General features: G+C 59.3%; 22 protein-coding genes. 8 read left to right on the top strand and 14 right to left on the bottom strand.

Features of this window, described 5'->3' with window-relative positions; all coding sequences use genetic code 11:
* The first annotated feature begins 146 nt into the window (after positions 1-146).
* Together ACP3TY_RS13215 and ACP3TY_RS13210 are read left to right on the top strand one after the other, a co-directional pair.
* Positions 147-494, top strand: a complete 348-nt coding sequence (locus ACP3TY_RS13215; protein ID WP_426620251.1) for a hypothetical protein — start codon at positions 147-149, stop codon at positions 492-494.
* A gap of 1 nt (position 495) precedes the next feature.
* Complete coding sequence (locus ACP3TY_RS13210; protein WP_426620250.1) at positions 496-681, top strand: hypothetical protein; 186 nt, start codon at positions 496-498, stop codon at positions 679-681.
* 27 nt (positions 682-708) lie between these two features.
* Here ACP3TY_RS13210 and ACP3TY_RS13205 read toward each other — a convergent pair whose 3' ends face one another.
* From ACP3TY_RS13205 to ACP3TY_RS13165, 9 genes are all read right to left on the bottom strand, one after another.
* Complete coding sequence (locus ACP3TY_RS13205) at positions 709-2,568, bottom strand: ABC transporter ATP-binding protein (RefSeq protein ID WP_212546005.1); 1,860 nt, start codon at positions 2,566-2,568, stop codon at positions 709-711.
* Between the two features lie 139 nt (positions 2,569-2,707).
* Entirely contained in the window at positions 2,708-3,214 is a 507-nt protein-coding gene (gene msrA, locus ACP3TY_RS13200; protein WP_426620249.1) for a peptide-methionine (S)-S-oxide reductase MsrA, read from the bottom strand.
* A 106-nt stretch (positions 3,215-3,320) separates the two neighbouring features.
* Complete coding sequence (gene chrA, locus ACP3TY_RS13195) at positions 3,321-4,529, bottom strand: chromate efflux transporter (protein ID WP_426620247.1); 1,209 nt, start codon at positions 4,527-4,529, stop codon at positions 3,321-3,323.
* 215 nt (positions 4,530-4,744) lie between these two features.
* On the bottom strand, positions 4,745-5,599 hold the full coding sequence (locus ACP3TY_RS13190) for an NUDIX domain-containing protein (RefSeq protein ID WP_426620246.1): 855 nt from the start codon (positions 5,597-5,599) through the stop codon (positions 4,745-4,747).
* Between the two features lie 58 nt (positions 5,600-5,657).
* Positions 5,658-6,176, bottom strand: coding sequence for an AAA family ATPase (locus ACP3TY_RS13185; protein WP_426620245.1), 519 nt, complete (start codon positions 6,174-6,176; stop codon positions 5,658-5,660).
* A gap of 10 nt (positions 6,177-6,186) precedes the next feature.
* Positions 6,187-6,732, bottom strand: a complete 546-nt coding sequence (locus tag ACP3TY_RS13180; protein WP_426620243.1) for a GNAT family N-acetyltransferase — start codon at positions 6,730-6,732, stop codon at positions 6,187-6,189.
* Positions 6,733-6,785: 53 nt separating this feature from the next.
* On the bottom strand, positions 6,786-7,259 hold the full coding sequence (locus tag ACP3TY_RS13175) for an LEA type 2 family protein (protein WP_426620242.1): 474 nt from the start codon (positions 7,257-7,259) through the stop codon (positions 6,786-6,788).
* A gap of 67 nt (positions 7,260-7,326) precedes the next feature.
* The gene (locus ACP3TY_RS13170) at positions 7,327-8,793 is read right to left on the bottom strand and encodes a nucleobase:cation symporter-2 family protein (RefSeq protein WP_426620241.1); all 1,467 of its coding nucleotides are present in this window, start codon (positions 8,791-8,793) and stop codon (positions 7,327-7,329) included.
* Between the two features lie 213 nt (positions 8,794-9,006).
* Complete coding sequence (locus ACP3TY_RS13165; protein WP_212546001.1) at positions 9,007-9,906, bottom strand: LysR family transcriptional regulator; 900 nt, start codon at positions 9,904-9,906, stop codon at positions 9,007-9,009.
* A 99-nt stretch (positions 9,907-10,005) separates the two neighbouring features.
* Between ACP3TY_RS13165 and ACP3TY_RS13160 the strand changes: the two genes are divergently transcribed.
* Positions 10,006-11,097: a polyamine ABC transporter substrate-binding protein gene (locus ACP3TY_RS13160; RefSeq protein WP_426620240.1), complete on the top strand. Its 1,092-nt coding sequence runs from the start codon at positions 10,006-10,008 to the stop codon at positions 11,095-11,097.
* A 25-nt stretch (positions 11,098-11,122) separates the two neighbouring features.
* A complete protein-coding gene (gene speB, locus ACP3TY_RS13155; RefSeq protein WP_426620239.1) occupies positions 11,123-12,082 on the top strand; it encodes an agmatinase in 960 nt (319 codons plus the stop codon).
* Positions 12,083-12,209: 127 nt separating this feature from the next.
* Here speB and ACP3TY_RS13150 read toward each other — a convergent pair whose 3' ends face one another.
* Positions 12,210-13,262 carry an aldo/keto reductase gene (locus ACP3TY_RS13150; RefSeq protein WP_426620238.1) on the bottom strand — a complete coding sequence of 351 codons (1,053 nt, stop codon included), beginning with the start codon at positions 13,260-13,262 and terminating at the stop codon, positions 12,210-12,212.
* 282 nt (positions 13,263-13,544) lie between these two features.
* On the opposite strand from ACP3TY_RS13150, the gene zapE reads away from it, so the two are divergent.
* The 3 genes from zapE to ACP3TY_RS13135 all read left to right on the top strand — a co-directional run bounded on the left by zapE (position 13,545) and on the right by ACP3TY_RS13135 (position 15,937).
* Positions 13,545-14,663 carry a cell division protein ZapE gene (gene zapE, locus ACP3TY_RS13145; RefSeq protein ID WP_400748636.1) on the top strand — a complete coding sequence of 373 codons (1,119 nt, stop codon included), beginning with the start codon at positions 13,545-13,547 and terminating at the stop codon, positions 14,661-14,663.
* A 17-nt stretch (positions 14,664-14,680) separates the two neighbouring features.
* Positions 14,681-15,262: a DinB family protein gene (locus ACP3TY_RS13140; RefSeq protein WP_426620237.1), complete on the top strand. Its 582-nt coding sequence runs from the start codon at positions 14,681-14,683 to the stop codon at positions 15,260-15,262.
* Positions 15,263-15,439: 177 nt separating this feature from the next.
* Positions 15,440-15,937, top strand: coding sequence for a GNAT family N-acetyltransferase (locus ACP3TY_RS13135; RefSeq protein WP_426620236.1), 498 nt, complete (start codon positions 15,440-15,442; stop codon positions 15,935-15,937).
* A 76-nt stretch (positions 15,938-16,013) separates the two neighbouring features.
* On the opposite strand, the gene ACP3TY_RS13130 is transcribed toward ACP3TY_RS13135, so the two are convergent.
* Both ACP3TY_RS13130 and ACP3TY_RS13125 read right to left on the bottom strand, forming a co-directional pair.
* Entirely contained in the window at positions 16,014-16,223 is a 210-nt protein-coding gene (locus ACP3TY_RS13130) for a hypothetical protein (protein ID WP_053119794.1), read from the bottom strand.
* A 280-nt stretch (positions 16,224-16,503) separates the two neighbouring features.
* The gene (locus tag ACP3TY_RS13125; RefSeq protein WP_426620235.1) at positions 16,504-18,750 is read right to left on the bottom strand and encodes a TonB-dependent siderophore receptor; all 2,247 of its coding nucleotides are present in this window, start codon (positions 18,748-18,750) and stop codon (positions 16,504-16,506) included.
* Here ACP3TY_RS13125 and ACP3TY_RS13120 point away from each other — a divergent pair.
* Positions 18,737-18,967 carry a hypothetical protein gene (locus tag ACP3TY_RS13120; protein ID WP_426620234.1) on the top strand — a complete coding sequence of 77 codons (231 nt, stop codon included), beginning with the start codon at positions 18,737-18,739 and terminating at the stop codon, positions 18,965-18,967. The genes ACP3TY_RS13125 and ACP3TY_RS13120 overlap by 14 nt on opposite strands.
* A 27-nt stretch (positions 18,968-18,994) precedes the next feature.
* Here the strand turns inward: ACP3TY_RS13120 and ACP3TY_RS13115 are convergent, their stop codons facing one another.
* Both ACP3TY_RS13115 and ACP3TY_RS13110 read right to left on the bottom strand, forming a co-directional pair.
* Positions 18,995-20,746, bottom strand: coding sequence for a phosphoethanolamine transferase CptA (locus ACP3TY_RS13115; RefSeq protein WP_426620232.1), 1,752 nt, complete (start codon positions 20,744-20,746; stop codon positions 18,995-18,997).
* A 208-nt stretch (positions 20,747-20,954) separates the two neighbouring features.
* Positions 20,955-21,137 carry a DUF6026 family protein gene (locus ACP3TY_RS13110; protein ID WP_426620231.1) on the bottom strand — a complete coding sequence of 61 codons (183 nt, stop codon included), beginning with the start codon at positions 21,135-21,137 and terminating at the stop codon, positions 20,955-20,957.
* Positions 21,138-21,270 lie beyond the last annotated feature (133 nt).

Below are 21,270 nucleotides of genomic sequence, written 5' to 3'. Positions count from 1 at the left end.
TCAGCTGGTTAGGGGAGGAGGGCCGAGTTGGCCGTGTTAGAGAGAAGACGCCTGGCGTGGCGAAAAGTTTGGAATTGTCTGCGGTTCAAGCACTGGCGGGTCAGCTACGCTCAGCGCAGGGATATTGTTTGGGATTGCTAAGCACAATGCATAAACCTATCGGGAGCCCGCTCTGGCTCTGGCGCCTCAGTCTGACGTTCAGCGTGTTGTGCCTGGCGATATACCGCGCGCACGTCAATCACCAGCGCCGTAATAGAAAACGAATCGACGAAGAATTTAGCAAAACCATAGCGCAGCGCGGTATTGAGAATGTGCAGATCCACAAAGATCACACCCGGTTGGGCTACCGAACCAAAGGTGGAAAAAGACCGTTTGAAGTCCACCGAATTCTTCACGATCCGCCTGACCGCTGGTTTGTTTATTCGCATACCGAAGACAGCGATCCGGTGCTGATGCCTATTTCACAACAGCGTGCGGTGGCCGCACGAGGATAAAATGGACTTCATCCTGGATTTGATAGCCCATCGCATCGGCGTGTTTGTGCTGAGATTGCTCAGCGGTGGCCGCTTCAAGGGCGAGAGCGGTTTTGCCTGGGGCTGGGCGCTCGCGGTGGGCGGGGTGATTTTGTTCGCGCCGTTCGTGGCGTTTATCGCGTTGCTCATTCATTACAGTGGCCCGTAGCGTTTGTCGGCTACGGGCCATTCACGCTTAATCCTGATCCATGGCCTCGGCAATCCCTTGATCCTCACCGAGGAACCCGCCGCTCTGATGGTGCCAAAGCCGCGCATAGATGCCGTTTTTGGCCAGCAGTTCGGTGTGGGTGCCTTGTTCGATGATGCGCCCATCGTCCATGACGATCAGTCGATCCATCGCCGCAATGGTCGACAGTCGGTGGGCGATGGCGATGACGGTTTTGCCTTCCATCATTTTGTCGAGGCTTTCCTGAATCGCCACTTCGACTTCCGAGTCCAGCGCGCTGGTGGCTTCGTCGAGTAGCAGGATCGGCGCGTTCTTGAGCATCACTCGGGCAATCGCTACGCGTTGACGCTGGCCGCCAGACAGCTTGATGCCACGCTCACCGACCAGGGTGTCGTAGCCGCTGTGACCCTGGCGATCGCTCAGTTGACTGATGAACTCATCGGCCTGCGCGTTGGCGGCGGCAGTGCGAACTTGCGCATCGGTGGCATCGGGGCGGCCATAGGCGATGTTGTCGCGAATCGAGCGGTGCAGCAGGGATGTGTCCTGCGTGACCATGCCGATGGCGCTGCGCAGGCTGTCCTGCGTGACGTGCGCGATGTCTTGCCCGTCGATGCGGATCTGGCCTTTGTCGACATCATAGAAGCGCAGCAGCAAGTTGATCAGCGTGGATTTACCGGCGCCGGAGCGACCGACCAGACCGATTTTTTCGCCCGGACGAATGTTCAGGCTCAGGCCATCGAGCACTTGGCGTTCACCGTTGTAGTTGAAGCTGACGTTGTCGAACGTGACCGCGCCGCCGGAGGTGACCAAACCCTTCGCGTCCGGCGCATCCTGCACTTTAGGGCTGCGCGTGAAGGTCGCCATGCCGTCCTGCACGGTGCCGATGCTTTCGAACAACGCGGTCATCTGCCACATGATCCAGTGCGACATGCCGTTGATGCGCAAGGCCATCGCGATGATCGCCGCCACGGCACCGGTGCCGATTTCGCCCAAATGCCACAACCACAGCGCATAGCCGCCGGCGCTCATGATCAGGCCGACGACCAATGCCTGGTTGACGATCTCGAACTGGCTGACCAGGCGCATCTGACGAAAACCGGTCTGTTTGAAATCTTCCATCGCCGCGCGCGCGAAGTGCGCTTCACGGTTGGAGTGGGAGAACAGTTTGACCGTGGTGATGTTGGTGTAGGCGTCGGAAATACGGCCGGTCATCGACGAGCGTGCATGTGCCTGTTCCTGACCGACTTTGCCCAGACGCGGGACGAAATAGACCATGGCCAGGCCAAACAACGCGATCCAGCCAACGAACGGCAGCATCAGTTTCAGCGCAAACCCGCCGGCCAGCGCGATGATCGCGATGAAATACACGCCGATGCCGGGAAGGATTTCGATCAGGGTGAACAGCACGTCACGCACCGCCAGCGCGGTCTGCATCACCTTAGTGGTGACCCGGCCGGAGAACTCATCGGAAAAGAACGAAAGGCTCTGCCGCAGCATTAGCCGGTGGAAATCCCAACGCAGGCGCAGCGGCAAATTGATCGCCAGAATCTGGTGCTGCACCATCGTGCGCAGCGCGACCAGGCCTATGCTCGCCACCATGACGATGCCCATGCCCCACAACACGCGGGTCTCCTGTGCGCCGGCGTCGCCACCAGCCTTCCAGGTCGAGAGCAGATCGACGACCTGACCGAGGAACGAAAACAGCCACGCTTCGTAGATCGACACCGCGGCACTGAGCAGCGCAAACAGCAGGATATAGCCGCGCGCGCCGCGTGTGCAGGCCCAAAGGAACCGCGCCAGACCTGCGGGTGGTGGCGGTACTTCGTCTGGCGGGAAGGGGTCGAGTCTTTTTTCAAAAGCGCGAAGCATGGTGGTTTCCGAAACGATAAATATGCGGCGATTTTGCCACTTTAAGACTGCATCAGGGTCGGAAGCCGTCATTTACCGATGACTGATTTCGACCCCGACGCAGTGTGGCGCCTAATGGAGATGCCCGTTGCGCTGACCCTCAGGCGCGCTTTGGCAGTTTCCAGTTCGGCCGGATGAAGTGGCAGGTGTAGCCATTCGGGATACGTTCGAGGTAATCCTGATGCTCAGGTTCCGCCTCCCAGAATGGCCCCGCCGGTTCGATTTCAGTAACGACGCGGCCCGGCCACAGTTTAGATGCGTCGACGTCGGCCGCGGTGTCTTCGGCAGTGTCGCGTTGTGCTTCGTTGAGGTAATAGATCGCCGAACGATAGCTCGGGCCGAGGTCGTTACCCTGACGGTTCGGCGTGCTCGGGTCGTGGATCTGGAAGAAGAATTCAAGAATCTGCCGATAGCTGATCACCGCCGGATCGAAGACGATCTCGATGGCTTCGGCGTGGTTGCCGTGATTGCGGTAAGTGGCATTCGGCACGTCGCCGCCGGTGTAACCGACCCGCGTTTGCAACACGCCCGGATAACGCCGCAGCAGATCCTGCATGCCCCAGAAGCAGCCGCCGGCGAGAAGGGCAGTTTCGGTTTGAGTGGTCATGTCAGTGCTTCCTCTTGAGGGCATTGGTGTCTGCGTAGTTATGAGGGCGGGTTGGCGGATTCCAAGGAAAAAGGCACGGATTAGTTTTCCGTTCTTTCGACGGCGCTCACAAAGTGGTGCTCATCAACCCGCCGACAACACCGCTGCCGATCACGACCAGCCACGCGGGAAGCCGCCAAAACATCAACGCGATCAGGGCTGCCAGCGCCAGTCCGAAGTCTTCAAGCGTGAAAATGGCGTTCGTCCAGACGGGGTCGTACAGCGCCGTCAACAGCAAGCCGACCACCGCCGCATTGATCCCGGCAAGCGCAGCCCGCGTGCGCACGCTGCGTCGCAAGCGCTCCCAAAAAGGCAAAACCCCTGCGATCAATAAAAAGGACGGGGCGAAGATCGCCAGCAAGCAAAGCAGGCCGCCTGTCCAGCCGGACGGTGCCTGGTTCATCGACGCTCCCAGAAACGCTGCGAACGTAAACAATGGGCCTGGAACCGCCTGAGCAGCCCCATAACCGGCAAGAAAGGTTTCATTACTGACCCAGCCGGGCGGCACCACCTCGGCTTGCAGTAGCGGCAAAACCACGTGCCCGCCGCCGAATACCAGAGAGCCGGTACGGTAGAAGGCGTCGATCATTGCCACGCTTCTGTCAGCGGTCAGTCCGGCTAACAGTGGCAGGCCCAGCAGCAGTGCAAAAAACAGCGACAGCCAGAATGCGCCAGACTTGCGGCTGATCGGAATTCGCAGTGAATCGTGCGCATCGCTTGGCCCGGGTTTGCACAGCATCACACCGGCAATTCCGGCAATGACGATCACGCTGACCTGTCCCCACGCAGACGGTTCAAGCAGGGCGCCACACGCAGCAATAACCATGAGAGCGATGCGCGTGAAATCAGGGCAGAGGTTTTTCGCCATGCCCCAGACCGCTTGGGCAACGACCGCGACAGCGACCACTTTGAGGCCGTGAAGGGCGCCGGGCCCAAGCGCGTCGGCATAACGGGAAACACCCAAGGCGAACAAAATCAGAAGAACGGCCGACGGCAACGTGAAGCCGGCCCACGCCGCCAGCGCTCCGCGATAGCCAGCGCGGGACATGCCCAATGCGATGCCCACCTGACTACTGGCCGGTTCTGGCAGAAACTGGCAGAGCGCTACCAGATCGGCATAACTGCGTTCACTCAGCCAGTGTCGTTTTGTGACGAACTCATGGTGGAAGTAACCCAAATGCGCGATGGGGCCCCCGAATGAGGTCAAGCCGAGGCGCAAGAAGATTGCCAACACCGACCAGGCACTGCTGCGCGTTTCGTTAAAGGGTTGGGCCATTAATACGGTTACTCAGCAGGTTGCCCAGAGCTTTTTTCAATAGTGTCTTCCTTGAGTGGAGCGTTTTCAGATGTTTTGAGGGTGAACGGGCGGGCCCCTTCGCGAGCAAGCCCGCTCCTACATGGGTTTCGTGTCGGGCTCAAAATCCGCGTTTGACGCAGATCCCCTGTGGGAGCGGGCTTGCTCGCGAAGAGGCCGGCCGCGCCACCACAAACCTACTGTTTAGCAACCAGTATGTCGTCGAGGGCGCGATAAATCGGCAGCCCCAGTTGCACAGCCAGTTCTTCGATCAGATCGGCGCTCCCGGCGGTACCACCAACATGCAAAACCCCATCGCAGCGCTGCAACAGCGCCTTCGCATAGTCGCGATAAACCTCGCCACCGAACCCTGTCGACGCCACCAACGGAAAATGCCCGGCCTGCAGCAACTTGCTACCAGTGGCCAGCGCTACCCGATCATCTGAACCACACACCACAATCGTCCGTGCCAGCGACGTCGGCATCACTTGCTTGAGGTACTGCAAAAGCATGATGGTCTTGCCATCCATGATCCGCCCGTCATCAACCATCGCCAGTGCTTCGGCAAACGGCAACTCCAGTACCTCGATGTCTTCGCCTTCCTCGGCCAGACCACCGCCATCGCTGATGCGATCCTGCGGCTGATACTCACCGACAAAAAAATGCAGGCGTTCAGTCACCGAGCCGGGGCTCATGAACGCTTCGTAGACCTTGCGCACCGATTGCACGCGATAGCCGGTTTCTTCTTCGGCTTCAAGGCGCACGCGCTCTTCAGGGCTGGCGTCATCCAGCAAACCGGCAGCGGTTTCGATCAGGTAGCCGTCATGGCCATTGACGAACGTCGGGATGCGGAACTGACGAATGAGAATGACGGTGCGCTTAGCCAAATTATAGAGACCGATCGTGGCACCATTGCCGCGATCGTAGACCTCGCGGGTGAGTGCCTGCCAACTGCCGTCACGGCGTTGCAGTTCGAAATCGATCTTCTTCAGGATGTACCAGTTGTCCGAGAGCAGATGCTGGGCGACGATGCGCACATTGCGGTGATTCATGAACAAGCAGCCTTGCTGGAAATTTATGAATTAATACCACACGTCTGCACGAACTTCGCTAATCGGGAGACACACCTTGCACAGCCCCGTTGAGCAAGATGAGTTCGACGGCTTGATCGATGCTCAGTTGCGCCGTATCAACCGTGAGCGGTGCTGGCGACCAGGGTTCATAGTCATGATCAAGCACCGATTGCCACGAGGGTGGGATCAACCCCGGAACATCTGACTGCCGCTGTTCAACGCGCCGACGGTGCTCTTGCAGGTCTGAGCAGATCACTTCGATATTCAGCAGCGCAGCGTCAGCACAGGCGGCAACATCGGCCCACGCTTGTCTGCTTTCAGCCACAGGATTGACGCAGTCGACGATGACAGTGTGACCCGGTCGAAGATTGCCCAGCGCCAGTTCAAGCGCAACAAAATAACCACTGCGGCCGACATCGCCTGCGAGGACGTCGGCGTTACGGATCGCTTGTTCAATCGTATCAATCCTCAGGTACGTGGCTTTTAACCGCGTCGCGACAGATTTGGCGAGGGTCGTTTTGCCGGTGCCGGGCAAACCGCTGAACACAATAAGCATGGGGAGCTCCTCAGCGTTGACTCAGCCATTCTTCGCGGTTGATTTCCCAAAGATCCCGGGGCCAGCGGCCGCTGACGAAGTCGCCTTCATCGCTGCCGATCAGGCGCATGCCGCTGCGTTCGGAGAGCCGGCGCGAGGCGATATTAGGCGCCGCTTTCGGCACCCGCAGGATCGGGCGATCAAGGGTTTCGAACCAATAATCGGTGACGGCGGCGCAGGCTTCGGTCATCAGGCCTTGACCGTGCCATGCCGGCGCGAGCCAGAGTCCACGGTTGTTGTCCTGCTCATCCATCAGGCTGATGTTGCCGATCAATTGTTCAGGTGCCGATTTCAGCCGCAGCGACCAATGCCACTCCTTGCCAGCGGCCATCGCCGGCAATGCAATGTCGCGCAGGTAGGTGAGGGCGCCGTCGGCGGGGTAGGGCCAAGGGACGAGGGCGTTCAGGTAACGCACCACTTCCCAGTGCGCAAATTGCTGCTGCACGGCATCAGCGTCGGCCAGTTCCAGCGGGCGCAGGATCAGCCGTTCGGTGTACAACGTCGGTATCTCTTCCATAGTCGTGCCGCCTCCTTGAGCATTTCCAATGAACGCCCAAGGCTAACCCATCTTTACCAGGTCGCGGCAGTGGCTTTTGGCAAACTCAGCTTGCCGCTGTCGACAAAACGCATGGTGCCGAACAAGCCGCCGGCGAGTTTGCCGCGCAGCACGTACGGCAGATTGTCGAGGGTTTGCGTCTGGCTGAGGCCGAGGGTTTGGCGCAGTACCGAGAACGCGGAAATGCTCACCGGCACGCTGACGATGGTTTCGGAGAAGCGCGGAATCGTGCCGCTCTGATCGCTCACGCCCGAGGCCAGCGAATGGCCGTTGACTTCCAGATCGAGGGCGATGCCGTTGTAGTCGATGGCGGTTTCGTTGGGGTTCTGCACGCGGATCTTGATCGCGAAGCGCACTTCCAGATCTTGGCTCGGCAACGGTTCGAGGCCGACCACGTTGATGTTTACCGGATCTCGGTTGGGAAACAGCGCGCAGGCACTGAGGGACAGCAACAGTAACGACAGAATGAGGGCGTGGACGCGGCGCATAAACGGTCTCTCAACAAAAAAGGGCTGAACCGTTGCCGGTGCAGCCCTTTCTGTTAAAGGCCGGACGTCAGCGGTTCAACTGTGCGACAGCCGCCGGTTGGCCAGGTTCAGCTTTGGACGGCATGTCCGGGTTTTCCATGACCTGAAGAATAGAAGCTTCCGGGTCGAAATCGTCTTCTTCCAGTTCGATGAATTCTTCCGGCAGGAAGACGTTCAGCACGATAGCGCACAACGCACCGACGGTGATTGGCGATTCGAAGATGTTGCGCAGCGCTTGCGGCAGTTCGCGCAGCACCTCCGGCACAGCGGCAATGCCCAGGCCCATGCCGAGGGAAATCGCCACGATAAGCATGTTGCGACGGTGCAGGCCGGCTTCGGCGAGGATCTTGATCCCGGCCACGGCAACGGTGCCGAACATCACCAGTTCAGCGCCGCCGAGCACCGGTTTTGGCATCAATTGCAGCACCGCGCCGATCATCGGGAACAGCCCGAGCAGCACCAGCAGACCGGCGATGAAGAAGGCGACATAGCGGCTGGCGACGCCGGTGAGCTGGATCACGCCGTTGTTCTGCGCGAAGGTCACCATCGGCATGCTGTTGAACACCGCCGCCATGGCCGAGTTGAGGCCATCGGCGAGCAGGCCGGACTTGATCCGGCGGATGTACAGCGGGCCTTTGACCGGTTGGCGCGAGATCATCGAGTTGGCGGTCAAGTCGCCCGCAGCTTCGAGCGGCGACACCAGGAAAATCACCGCGATCGGCACAAACGCGACCCAGTCGAAATTGAAACCGTACTTGAACGGCACCGGCACGCTGACCAGCGGCACTTCGGGCATCGAAGCGAAATCGACGGTGCCCATCAGCCATGCAACGAAGTAACCGAGGGTCAGGCCGATAACGATCGCGCCGAGGCGCAGGAACGGCACGTCAACGCGGTTCAACACGACGATGGTGCCGATCACCAGTGCGGCCAGAAACAGATGGCTGGACGCGCCCAAGTCCGCCGCGCCGAAACCGCCGGCAATGTCGGTCATCGCCACTTTGACCAACGACAGGCCCATCAAAGTGATGATGGTGCCGGTGACCACCGGGGTGATCAACATGCGCAATTTGCCGATGAACTGGCTGAGCGCGACCTCGATGAACGCGGCGAAGAAGCACACGCCGAAGATCGTCGAGAGGATTTCATCGGTGCCACCACCGCGCGCCTTGACCATGAAGCCGGCGCTGAGAATCACGCTGATAAACGAGAAACTGGTGCCTTGCAGACACAGCAATCCGGAACCGACCGGGCCGAAACGCTTGGCCTGAACGAACGTGCCGAGGCCGGAGACGAACAGCGCCATGCTGATCAGGTACGGAATTTCGCTTTGCAGACCGAGGGCGCCGCCCATGATCAGGGTTGGCGTGATGATGCCGACGAAGCTCGCCAGCACGTGTTGCAGCGCGGCGAACACGGTGGCGGTGAGGTGCGGACGGTCGTTGAGACCGTAGATCAAGTCGTTGTTGCGCGGGGCTTTTTCAGAGGCGGTCATGGTGATTTATGCGCCGCGAGGCGGGGCCGGGTCAGAAAATGGAGGCGCAGGATGCCGCAAGAGCGCGGCGAGGGCAACGAGCAAAAATTGCCTGAAAGGTCAGGTTTTATTGGGTGTTGTAGCCAAATCCCTGTAGGAGCTGTCGAGTGAAACGAGGCTGCGATCTTTTGATCTTGAATGGCAAAGTCAAAAGATCGCAGCCTTCGGCAGCTCCTACAGGGGGTTGAAGGCAGCCAATAGGTCTTCTTCGAAGGCTTTCTGCGCATCCCCCGGCACTTGCGCCCGGTGCCGCGCCAGGTGAAACGCCACATCGAAACTCAACTCACCCTCACGCACCGGTCGCAATAAACCCTTGTCCTGCAAACCCCGCGCATAATGATCCGGCAAATACCCCACATGCTTGCCCGACAAAATAAATGCCAGCGTGCCCTCAACCTGCTCCGATCTGGCCGAACACACCTTGCCCTGAAACGGCTCGTCACTGCGCAGAAACCGGTACGGATGATCGACCCGATCGCACGCCGCCAGTGCCGCATCGCTGGGCGCATCGTCGGTGAACAGTGGATGCCCCGCCGCGCAATACAAATGCTGGGTTTCGCTGAACAACTCGTGATAGTCGAACGCACTTTGCACCTGGGAAAAATATCCGATCGCCAGATCCAGCCGCTGCCGCAACAACAAGCGCTCCATCTCGCCGGGCATCGCGCTGATCACTTCGATGCGCACCGACTCATCACGCTCGCGAAAGCGCCGAATGGCCTCGGCCACCCGTTGCAGCACCGATTGATCGACCGCTTCAGAAATACCCAGCCGCACTTCACCAATCAATCGCCCGGCGACGCCGTTGGATTGATGGCGAAACGTCTCGATAGATTCAAACAGCGTGCGCGCGGCGATCAGCAGTTGCTCGCCCTTGGGCGTCACGCTGAAGCCGCCCTTGCCACGGCTGCAAAGACGATAACCGAGGCGGGTTTCGAGCTTGGCCATTTGCTGGCTGATGCTCGACTGGCTGAGCCCCAACTCACCCTGCGCCGCACTGAAACCGCCGCACTCGACCACGCTGACAAACAGGCGCAGCAGCTGCAAATCGACATCGTGGAGCTGACCGAGCATCACATTACTCCGCAATAAAGTCAGGATAACTATTCAGGTATTTTTCTAATGTATCCGACGGCGCACGCTGCAACCACTTCCCTCGGTCAGGTGTGCGTCATGGCTCCCATGTTCAAGCTGTGTTTCCCCGCGTTGCTGTTTACCGTTGTCAGCATGGCTCAAGCCGAGGACAAGACCCTCAACCTCTACAGTTGGGCCGATTACGTACCGCCGCGAACCCTGCAGCGTTTCGAGCAGGAAACTGGCATTCACGTGCGTTACGACACGTTCGATACCTCCGAAGTGCTCGAGACCAAACTGCTCACCGGCGGCAGCGGTTATGACGTGGTGGTGCCGTCGTCCAGCGTGCTGGCCCGTGGATTGGCCGCGGGGGCGCTGAAGGAAATTTCTCACGAAGGGCTCAAGGGCTACGCCAATCTCGATGCGGATTTGTTGACGAAACTGGCGGCGGTCGACCCCGGCAATCGTTATGCCGTGCCTTACACCTGGGGCACGCTGGGGTTGGGCATGAACGTCGAAGCGGTGAAAAAACGCTTGCCGGACGTGCCGTTGAACAGCCTCGATCTACTGTTCAAACCGGAGTACGCCGCCAAGCTCAAAGACTGCGGCATCGCGATTCTTGATTCACCGCAGGAAGTCATCGGCCTCGCGCTGCACTACCTCGGCAAAGATCCGTACAGCACCGACAAAACTGATCTGGCCGCCGCCGAAGCGCTGCTGCAAAAACTGCAACCGTCGGTGCTGTATGTCGCCACGGGTCGGCAGATCAGCGATCTGGCCAACGGCACGGTCTGCCTCGCGCTGACCTACAACGGTGACGCGAGCATGGCGGCGGATCAGGCGCACAAGGCCAACAAGCCGTTCGAAGTCGCTTACCGCATTCCCAAGGAGGGCACGTTGATCTGGCAAGACAACCTGGCCATCCCCAAGGACGCGCCTCACCCTGAAGCTGCGCGGGCGTTCATCGAATTCATGCTGCGGCCTGACTCGGTCGCCGAGCTGACCAACACGCTGTTTTTTGCCACCGCCAACCAGGCAGCGACTCCGCTGGTGGATGAAGCGGTACGCAACGATCCGGACATCTATCCGCCGGCCAATGTGCGCGAGCTGCTCTACGCCGACCGCAGCATGAGCCTCAAAGACATGCGTCAGCGCACGCGTCTGTGGACCACTTTCCGTAGCCACCAGTAACGACAAAAAAATAAGGAGCACCCCAATGGACGTGCCGATGCTCAACGACCAAGCCCTGACGCGCGACAGCCTGTATGGCACCTCTGCCGAAAGCACTTACGCCGGTATCACCAGTTTTATGCGCCGGCGTTACAGCCGTGACCTGCGCGGTGTTGATGTGGCGGTCAGCGGTGTGCCGTTCGACACCGCCACCAGCAACCGCCCAGGCGCACGTTTCGGGCCGCGCGGGATTCGTGCGGCATCTACCGGGATTGCCTGGGAACGCCACTGGCCGTGGACGTTCGACCCGTTCGATCATCTGGCAGTGGTCGATTACGGTGACTGCGATTTCGATTACGGCTCGCCGCACAGCATCCCGGAAAGCATTGAAGCGCATGCCGAGCAGATTCTTGAATCCGGTGCGGCCATGCTGACGTTCGGCGGCGACCATTTCGTCAGCTATCCGCTGATTAAAGCCCATGCGCGTAAGCACGGCACGCTGTCGCTGATCCACTTCGATGCGCACAGCGACACCTGGCCGGACGAGGAGGGCAAACGCGTCGATCACGGCACCATGTTCTGGCACGCCGCGAAGGAAGGTCTGGTAGACCCGGCGCGTTCGGTGCAGATCGGTTTGCGCACCACCAATGACGACAACATGGGGTTTCAGGTGCTTGATGCGCGGCAAGTGCATCGGCGCGGTTGCGAGGCGATTGTCGAAGCGATCCGCGCAAGGGTGGGCGATAACCCGGTGTATTTGACGTTCGACATCGACTGCCTCGACCCGGCATTTGCGCCTGGCACAGGTACGCCGGTGTGCGGCGGTTTGAGCACGGTGCAGGCGCTGGAGATTCTTGGCGGTTTGCGCGGGATCAACCTGGTGGGCATGGACGTCGTCGAAGTGGCCCCGGCCTACGACCACGCCGAAGTCACTTCACTGGCCGCCGCCACATTGGCCATGGAAATGCTTTGCCTCTACGCCGCCAAACACAAAGTCGACCTATAACCGCAATTGCCTGTGTAGGAGCAGAGCTTGCTCGCGAAAGCGGCGTATCAGTCGATGCATGAGTTGACTGAACCACCGCCTTCGCGAGCGAGCTCTGCTCCTACAAGGGTGTGTCGCGTTGCGGGTGTCAGGCCACTGGAATGATTGGCCGATCCAGCGTCTCCGGCCCGGTGTAGCGGGGTGCTGAACTGGCAATCGTCTCGAACGGCACGCCCGCCGGCACGCTACTCACACCATCCAGCCGCGCCAGTTGTTCATCGCTCAGTTGCACCGCTAGCGCCCCCAACGTCGCATCCAGTTGTTCACGGGTACGCGAACCCAGAATCGGGATCAGCGCCGTGGTCGAGCGCTTGGCTTTTTCGCGCAGCCAGGCAATCGCGACGTGAGTGGGGCTAACGCCGATCTCACTGGCAACCGCAAGCAAGGCATCAAGCAAAGCCGTTTCCCGCGCGCTTTTTTCCGCATGCACCAGCATGCCGAGTTTGGCTGCGCGGTTGTTGTCATCGTTGCCGCGATACTTGCCGGTGAGGAAGCCGCCGCCCAATGGCGACCAGAGAGTTGCGGCCAGTCCGAGGGCTTCGGCCATCGGCAGTAATTCCCGTTCGGCGGTGCGTTCGGCGAGGCTGTACTCGACTTGAATGGCAGCAATCGGCGCGAACCCGCGCACCTCTGCCAGCACGTCGGCGCGAGCGATGCGCCAGGCCGGGAAGTTCGACAAACCGGCGTAGTGAATCTTGCCGGCGCGCACCAGATCGTCGAAGCCGCGCAGGATCTCTTCCATCGGCGTGACGCCATCGCTGATGTGCGCCCAGAACAGATCGATGTGATCGGTCTTCAAGCGCTTCAGGCTTTCTTCGACGGCGCGCACCATGTTTTTGCGGCTGTTGCCGGTGTGGGAAATACTGGCCGCCGGCGTGGTGCCCATGCTGTATTTGGTGGCGATGACCAGTCGATCGCGTTCCGGGGCGATGAACTCGCTGAGCATCGACTCCGATTGCCCGCCCTGATAACCATTGGCGGTGTCGATGAAATTGCCGCCGGCCTCGAGGTAACCGTCGAAAATGCGTTTGGCTTCGTCACGCTCTGCGCCATGCCCCCAACCGGTGCCAAAGTTGCCGGCGCCCAGCGCCAGTTCCGATACGCGCAAGCCGGTTTTACGGCCAAAAACCTTGTAGTGCATGGCAATGCTCCCGATCCGATTCAGTAAGATTGCGGTTTAAATATGACGCCAATATGATGCTGGTAATATTCCACTGTCAAGACGCACTCCGCTGAACGGTACCCTCGTATTTGTAGGAGCCGAGCTTGCTCGCGAAGGCGGTGGAGCAGTCAATTCATGTGTCTACTGATACGCCGCCTTCGCGAGCAAGCTCGGCTCCTACAGGGTTTTGCAGTGCTCTCAAGCCTGGTTGGGTAACGGCGATTAGTCCGTTTTTAAGGCGGTCGTGGCATACTCCCGCGCATGACTTTCGACTCCCCCCTCAGCGCCTGGCAACACGCCATCGAGCACAAGGGCTTCATCCAGGATGAAGCTCAGGAGCACGCCGTCTGGGCGTTGCAAAAATGCCACGAAGCTCTGCACGCCGGGGCCCGTTCGGTCACTGGCGTTTATTTGTGGGGCCCGGTCGGGCGGGGCAAAACGTGGTTGATGGATCAGTTCTATCAGAGCCTGCGGGTGCCGGCGCGGCGGCAACATTTCCATCATTTCATGGGCTGGGTGCATCAGCGTTCGTTCCAGTTGACCGGTATCGCCGACCCGTTGCGCGCGCTGGCCAAGGAACTGGCAGCCGAAGTGCGGGTGCTGTGTTTCGACGAACTGTTCGTCAACGACATTGGTGACGCGATCATTCTCGGTCGGCTGTTTCAGGTGATGTTCGACGAAGGCGTGGTGGTGGTCTGCACGTCCAACCTGCCGCCGGATGATCTGTACGCCGATGGCTTCAACCGTGACCGCTTCACGCCGGCAATCGCTTCGATCAAGGCGCACATGCAGGTGGTGCCGGTGAACGGCGCCGAAGACCATCGTCTGCACCCCGGCACCGGGCTGCAGCGTTACTTCGTCGCTACGCCGGAGCAGGGCAGCGCGCTGGATGAGGTGTTTCAGACACTGAACGCCGGGCAACCCGCCAGCGCTGAGCCTGTGTCGGTCGGCCACCGCGTGTTGAACGTAGTGCAGGCCAGTGCGACGGTGCTCTGGTGTCGCTACGCCGATCTCTGCGAGCAACCGTTCGCCGCCATGGATTTCATCGCGCTGTGTGATGCCTACCAGTCTATTCTGTTGAGCGAGGTGCCCAACCTCAGCGCGCAGAAACGCGAAGGGCGCATTGCCCGTGGCACCGAGGACAACGCCGAGCGCGTGGCGGCGGGGGATCGCGAGTTGCCGCAGTTGTCGGTGCATGACGACGGTGTACGGCGCTTCATCGCCCTGGTCGACGAGTGCTACGACCGCAAGGTGCCGCTGTACATTGAGGCGCAAGTGCCAATGGATGCGCTGTACACCGAGGGTTATCTGGAATTCCCGTTCCGTCGCACCCTCAGCCGTTTGCAGGAGATGCAATTGCAGCGCTTTGCCGAAGCGTGAGTGAAGAGGGCGCCAACATGACCCAGCCGCTGTCCCATCATTTGCTGACCATGGCCTATCAAAATGCTTGGGCGAACCATCGTCTGGCCAAGGCCTGGATGCAGCTCGATGGCGCGGATCTCGCCGCGCCGCGCATCAGTTTTTTCCCCAGTATTCGTCTAACCCTCAATCACATCCTCACTTGCGACTGGTTCTATGTCGAGGCGCTGGAGCGCGAGTTGCGCGGAGCCGAGCCGCATCCGGATTGCTACGTGTTTTTCAATCAGGACGAGCCGTTTACCGAGGCTGCGCCCCTGCGCGAAGAACAGGCGCATGTGGATCGTCGGCTGATCGCCTATTGCGAGCAGATGCGCGATGTCGATCTGAGCCGAATCGTCACCATCGCCCGCGACACGCCGCAACATGACAGCCGATTGCGCATGCTTTCGCATCTGTTTGAACATCAGATTCATCATCGTGGGCAGGTGCACGCAATGCTCAGCGCTACCTCGGTGAAGCCGCCGCAACTGGACGAGTTTTTCTGCGGGGGAGAGGCCGGGTTGCGGGCTGAAGACTTCGCCGAACTCGGCTGGACGGAAGAGCTGATTTGGGGGCATTGATTTTTCAAAAGCAAAAGATCGCAGCCTTCGGCAGCTCCTACAGGGGAATGGGATCCATGTAGGAGCTGCCGAAGGCTGCGATCTTTTGATCTTGTCGACAACACCGTGCTCGCGCTAAGGTCAGGCAGCCTATCAGTGCGCACTTTGCGCGCCGGGGTTGTGTGTTTGGGGATGGAAATGGATTCCGCAGAAATTCTTGTACTTCAGGCCAGCTACACCAATCCAGTGCATGCCGAGGCCATCGGCGTGGTACTCAACAACTATGCAGAAGATCCCATGGGCGGCGGTCATTCGATTGCCCCCGAGCTGCTGCAACGCCTGCCGGAAGAGCTCGCGCGCCGAGCGCACGCGTTCAGTGTGCTGGCGTTCGTTGGCGGTGAGCCGGCCGGTTTGGTGAACTGCTTTGAAGGCTTTTCGACGTTCGCCTGCCGGCCACTGGTCAACGTTCACGATGTGGCCGTGGTGAACAGGTTTCGCGGCATGGGCTTAAGCCAGAAGATGCTGCGCAAGGTCGAGGAAATCGCCCGTCAGCGCGGCTGCTGCAAGATCACCCTTGAAGTGCTCGAAGGCAACGACGTTGCCCAGGGTTCCTACCGCAAATTCGGTTTTGCCCCGGGAATGTTCAACCCGGAGCACGGCCGCATGCTGTTCTGGATCAAGGATTTGCAGGCATAAAAAAAGGCGCCCCAACAGGGCGCCCAACTGTCATCTGCGGTGACCGGAGCACAGTCCACGCAGGTCCATCGGTGATTCAGTTGCGATAAGACTCGGTCACTTGGGCCGTCTGGTCGTCGGGAACCCGCAGTTCTTTGGTCTTGGCGTCGCTCACCTGTTCGCTTTGCGCGTGGTGAACGGGAAAGTTGTTGAAGTAGTAGCGCATGCGTTCGGCGCCCCCTTCGGCAAAAGCGCTGGCAGAGCCAAGGGCTAGCAGCCCGGCAAGCATTACAGTCGTGGTTTTCATGGTGCCTCCTACTGAACAAGTCGGAGCCGTTCGTCCATGAAGCAGAACTCGAAAGCGAGTGTGTTCTTCAGGAATTAACTCGGGGTTAACACCCTAATACTTGTGGCGAGGGGATTTATCTGTGGCGAGGGGATTTATCCCCGATGGGGCGCGCAGCGGCCCCTCTTTTGATCTGAAAGAGAAGGGGGCCTGCTGCGCAGGCCATCGGGGATAAATCCCCTCGCCACAGATAAATCCCCTCACCACCGATAAACCCTGCACTACTCGGACAGGGGAGGGACTAAAGCTTCCAGTCCAGACTCAGCGTCACCGTGCGCGGATCACCCCAGAAAACGCCGTTGTAGAAGCCGACATTGTCGTAATACTTCTCGTCAAACAGGTTGTCGACGTTCAGCGACGCCGACACGTGCTCGTCGAATTGATAACGCGACATCAACTTGACCACGGTGTAAGCACCTTGATGAATCTTGGTGTTCTCTGTAATGAAATCACCATTCGCCTCACGCCCGACCGGTCGATCAGCGTAGTCGAACATCGCACTCTGCCAATTCACCGCACCGCCCACCGTTAGTGCCTGCCAATCACCCGGCAATCGGTACGCCGTCGATACGCGCAGCATGTTCAACGGCGAACTGGTATTGGTGCGCTGTTTATCGCCATTGACCGAATGGGTATAGGTGTAACCTGCCGTCATGTTCCAGCCAGTCATCACTTCGCCAGACACTTCCGCTTCGAAACCGTTGACCTTGTTGCCCTTGCCGCCAGACTTATAAAACTCTTCGCCGCTAGCCGGATCCGGTGGTACCGAATCGTCGAGTTCGGCCACGTTGTCTTGCTTGCTCCAGAACACCGCTGTCGCGACGTTGAGGCGTTCTTCCAGCAGACTGCCCTTGAGGCCGACTTCGTAGTTACTGCCCACCACCGGATCCAGGTAGTTGCGGCTGCTGTCGCGGTAACTCTGCGGTTTGAAAATATCGGTGTAACTGGCGTAGACGGTGTATTCCGGCGTCAGGTCGTAGAGCAGACCGGCGTACGGCGTCCAGATGTCGTTCTGGCGCTGAGTGGTGCTGTCGACGCTGGTCAGTTGCAGGTTCTCGTCATAGTAACGATCGTCCTTTTTGCCTTCCCAACTGCCGTAGCGGCTGCCGATCACCGCGTGCAGTTCATCGGTCAGGCTCAGGCGCGTGGCGATGTAGCCGGCCTTCTGGCGGGTGCTGCTGCGCGAGCCGGTGCGGCCGGTAACGGTGTCGGAGAACTTGGCGATATCGCCCATGTATTTCCAGTCACGAATGCTGTCATAACCCGCAGGCACCGCGCCCGCGACGATGGACGGGGAATACGAACGGTGATTCGCCTCGCCGTAACCGAGCATCATTTCGTGCTCACGGCCGAGCAGGCTGTACGGGCCGGACAGATTGAAGTCGTACACATTCATTTTCTGATTGCTGAGCATATGGCCCCGGTAGGCGTACATGCCGCTGCGATCGGCTTCCGGGAACCCGGTGCCGCCGTAATAAACCTTGCCGTCGACATCGCTGTCGCGGTGGGTATAGGCGGCTTTCAGGCGCCAGCCGCCCGCCAGTTGCTGATCCAGCGTGGCGAACGCGGTTTTATCGCGCAGCGGCCACGAACTCCATGACGTCGCCATGTTGGTCGAACGACCGAGCCCGGCCTTGGTGCCATCGGCATTCCAGTACGGCAGGGTGCCCCACGAGGTGCCCTGAACCTGTTTGTCCTGATAGTCATAACCCACTGCCAACACGGTGGAGTCAGTCAGATCCGCCTCGAGAATGCCGTAGCCGACTTCTCGTTGCAGGGCGTAGCTGTCGCGGAACGACTGGCTGTCGCGATACGCCAGCACCGTGCGCCCGCGCAAACGACCATCGAACGCCAGCGGCCCGCCAACGTCGACGTAGCTGTAGTAATCGTCATAACTGCCGCCGCTGACCCCGGCCAGCGCCTGCCATTGAGCGGTCGGGCGTTTGCGCACCATGTTGATCGTCGCCGAAGGGTCGCCAGCGCCCGTGGTCAGGCCGGTAGCGCCGCGTACCACTTCGATGCGGTCGTAGATGATGGTGTCGGCATCGGTCTTCATCCGGTCGAAGGTGTTGAGCATCCCGTCGATCTGGAAATTGTTGATCGAGTAGCCGCGCGACGAATAACCGACCCGATCCGAATCGTTGTGCTGCACGACGATACCCGTGGTCTGGCTCATGGCTTCGGACAAGGTACCGAGTTTGAAATCGTCCATTTGCTGACGCGTGACCACGGACACCGATTGCGGGGTTTCCTTGATCGACAGGTTCAGCCGGGTCGCGGTGCTCATGGCGCCGGTGGTGTAGGCATCGGTGTTTTCGGTGGTGGTGCCCAAACCTTGGGCGGTAACGTTGGTCGACGCCAGTTCGAGCGCCGTAGAGGCTGGCTCTGGCTGTTTTTCAACGTCTGTTTCGGCCAGCAAGTCAGGGCTCAGTGCAACACCGCAGAGGCCGAGGGTGAGGGTCATGGAACGGGTGATGGGCGCGAACATCGCAGCCGACTCCTTGTCTTCGAGGGGAAATATCCTTTGGTTCAAAGACGAAGAGGGCGGATGCGATTTAGTAACAAACAAGAAATATTGTTATTTGAAGATGTTTCAAAACCCCGTAGGAGCTGCCGAAGGCTGCGATCTTTTGGCTTTGTTTTTAAAAGACAAGATCAAAAGATCGCAGCCTTCGGCAGCTCCTACAGGGGAATGGTGGGCATGAAAAAGGGGCCTTTTTGGCCCCTTTACGTTATTGCTGTTGCGCCACTTCGGGTGGTGCCTCTGCAGGTTTTTTCGGCTTCATCAGACTGAAGTCGATCAAGGCACGTTGCTGCTTCTCATACGGGTTGCCGATCAATAAAGGACGCGGCTTGAAGCTGTCACTGACCAGGCTCTTGCTGCGATCCAGCTCATCGGAACTCAAACCGGCCATGTCCGCCCAGGTGTGAATCAGGTGCGAACTGCTGTACGGCCGATCCAGATCAGCGGCGAAGTTCCAGTTGTGGTTTTCACGCCACTTTGGCGATGCCCACGCCATGAACGGAATGGTGTACATCGGCGCTGTCGGTTTGTTCTCGTTACGGCCCAACGTGGTGTGGCCGACCGAGTCGAACACGTCTTCACCGTGGTCGGAGAGGTACAGCAGGAATCCGTTCGGATCGGACTTGGCGTAGTCCTTGATCAGGCTCGACACCACAAAGTCGTTGTACAACACGGCGTTGTCGTAGCTGTTGTAAGTCGGCACCTGATCGTCACGCACGCCGGCCGGTACGCCGGTGCGATCTTGAAACTTGTCGAAGCTCGGTGGATAACGGTACTGGTAGCTCATGTGCGTGCCGAGCAAATGCACGACGATCAACTTGCGCGGTGCCGGATCGGTCAGGGCCTTGTTGAACGGCTCGATCACGTCGCCGTCGTACTGCGCGGCGTTCTGGTTGCGGTTGTTGTTCAGGTACACCTGCTCGTCGGCCTGTTCGGAAAAGGTCGTAAGCATGGTGTTGCGCTTGGTCATGGTCTGCTGGTTGGTGATCCAGAAGGTCTTGTAACCAGCCTGTTTCATCATGCTGACCAGCGACGGCGTCGACAGGTACAGATCCGGATTCTCTTCATCAGCGAAGGTCAGCACTTGCTGCAAGGCTTCGATGGTGTAAGGGCGCGGGGTGATGACGTTGTCGAACACCGCGAGCTGGTCTTTGAGCTTGTCCAGTTCCGGCGTGGTCTTGCGCGGGTAGCCGTAAAGGCTCATGCGCTGACGGTTGGTCGACTCACCGATCACCAGCACCAGGGTCGCAGGCTGATTGGCCGACGCGTCCTGCAGGTTTTTCAGCGGCGGAATCTTGCTCGCGCTGTGCAGCATGTCCTGCATGTCGGCGAGGGTGTTGACGTAGCGGTGATAGGCCACGGCCATCTGCCACGGCACGGCCGGCTCGATGCGGGTTTCGAACTTCTCGAAGCCTTCAGTAAAGCTGCCGGTGCGCATGGTTTGCTTGATCAGCGGGTAGCCAGCCACTGCAATCACGATCGCGGCGGCAGCCACGTAGGCACGGCCACGCGGCATGTACACCGGGCGCAGACGCGTCCACAGGAAGTAGGCGAACAAGGTGTGAGCAAGGAACGCCGGCACCATCCACCAGGCAAAGTACTGGGTCATGTACTCGCCCGCTTCAGAGATGTTCGACTCGAACATGATGAAGATGACGCTTTGCGAGAATTCTTGCTGATAGATGAAGAAGTAACCGAGGCTGGCCATCGAGCAGGCCCACAGCACCACGCCGATCACGGCGGCAATCAGTTTCGTGCGCTTGGGGAACAGCAGCATCGGCGCCAGCCAGATGGCGCTCATCACAAACGCCTGACGGAAACCGGTGAAGCCTGAAGTGCCGGTCAACTGGATCAGCAGCTGGGTAATACCCGAGAAGTACCAGAAGAAAACGAACAGCCAGAGAAAACCGGCCCAGTCAAAACCTGTCGCAGTCGTTTTGCTGCGTTTGAACAATGCCATTCAGCACTCCAGCTCTGTTTCACAACCACCGCCGGAACGCTTCATGAAACGAGAGCATGAAACCGACGAACGGAGGCCGAACGCGAACGCCCGGCCAGAATGCGCCGGAGTATGGGCAAGGCAATGTGAAAACTTTGTTAGTTGCGAGTTACAACAGGAAGTGAATCATGTCGGGAACGACACAGGCCGTTCCCGAAAGAGGCGGGGATCAAGCTTTGGGCGCGCGAAGGACAACCGGCCGCGGCTTGGAGGCGGGGCCCTGAGTCAGCGCGCGCAGCTGCGCCAGCTCCTGTTTCAATTGGTCGCGCTCGTCTTTCAACTGGCGCAATTCATCGCGACGGATTGTCACGTACAGGGTTTGTGGCGGCATTGCTGTGTGTACTGTGCCCATTGCTCACCTCGCAAATGGCGTGTCTCAACTGTAAACCACCCCCGTTTTGGGGCAGTGACTTACTATCGGCGCCAATTTTGATTTCTTTTGCCTGTGAATGGAACTTTTTTATTTTTCATGGTCGGTGTGTCTT

It is taken from the genome of Pseudomonas rustica, from assembly GCF_049959085.1.
Lineage (GTDB): Bacteria > Pseudomonadota > Gammaproteobacteria > Pseudomonadales > Pseudomonadaceae > Aquipseudomonas > Aquipseudomonas rustica.
Note: the sequence above shows the minus strand (reverse complement) of the source record. Positions and strands in the feature narration are given on the sequence as shown.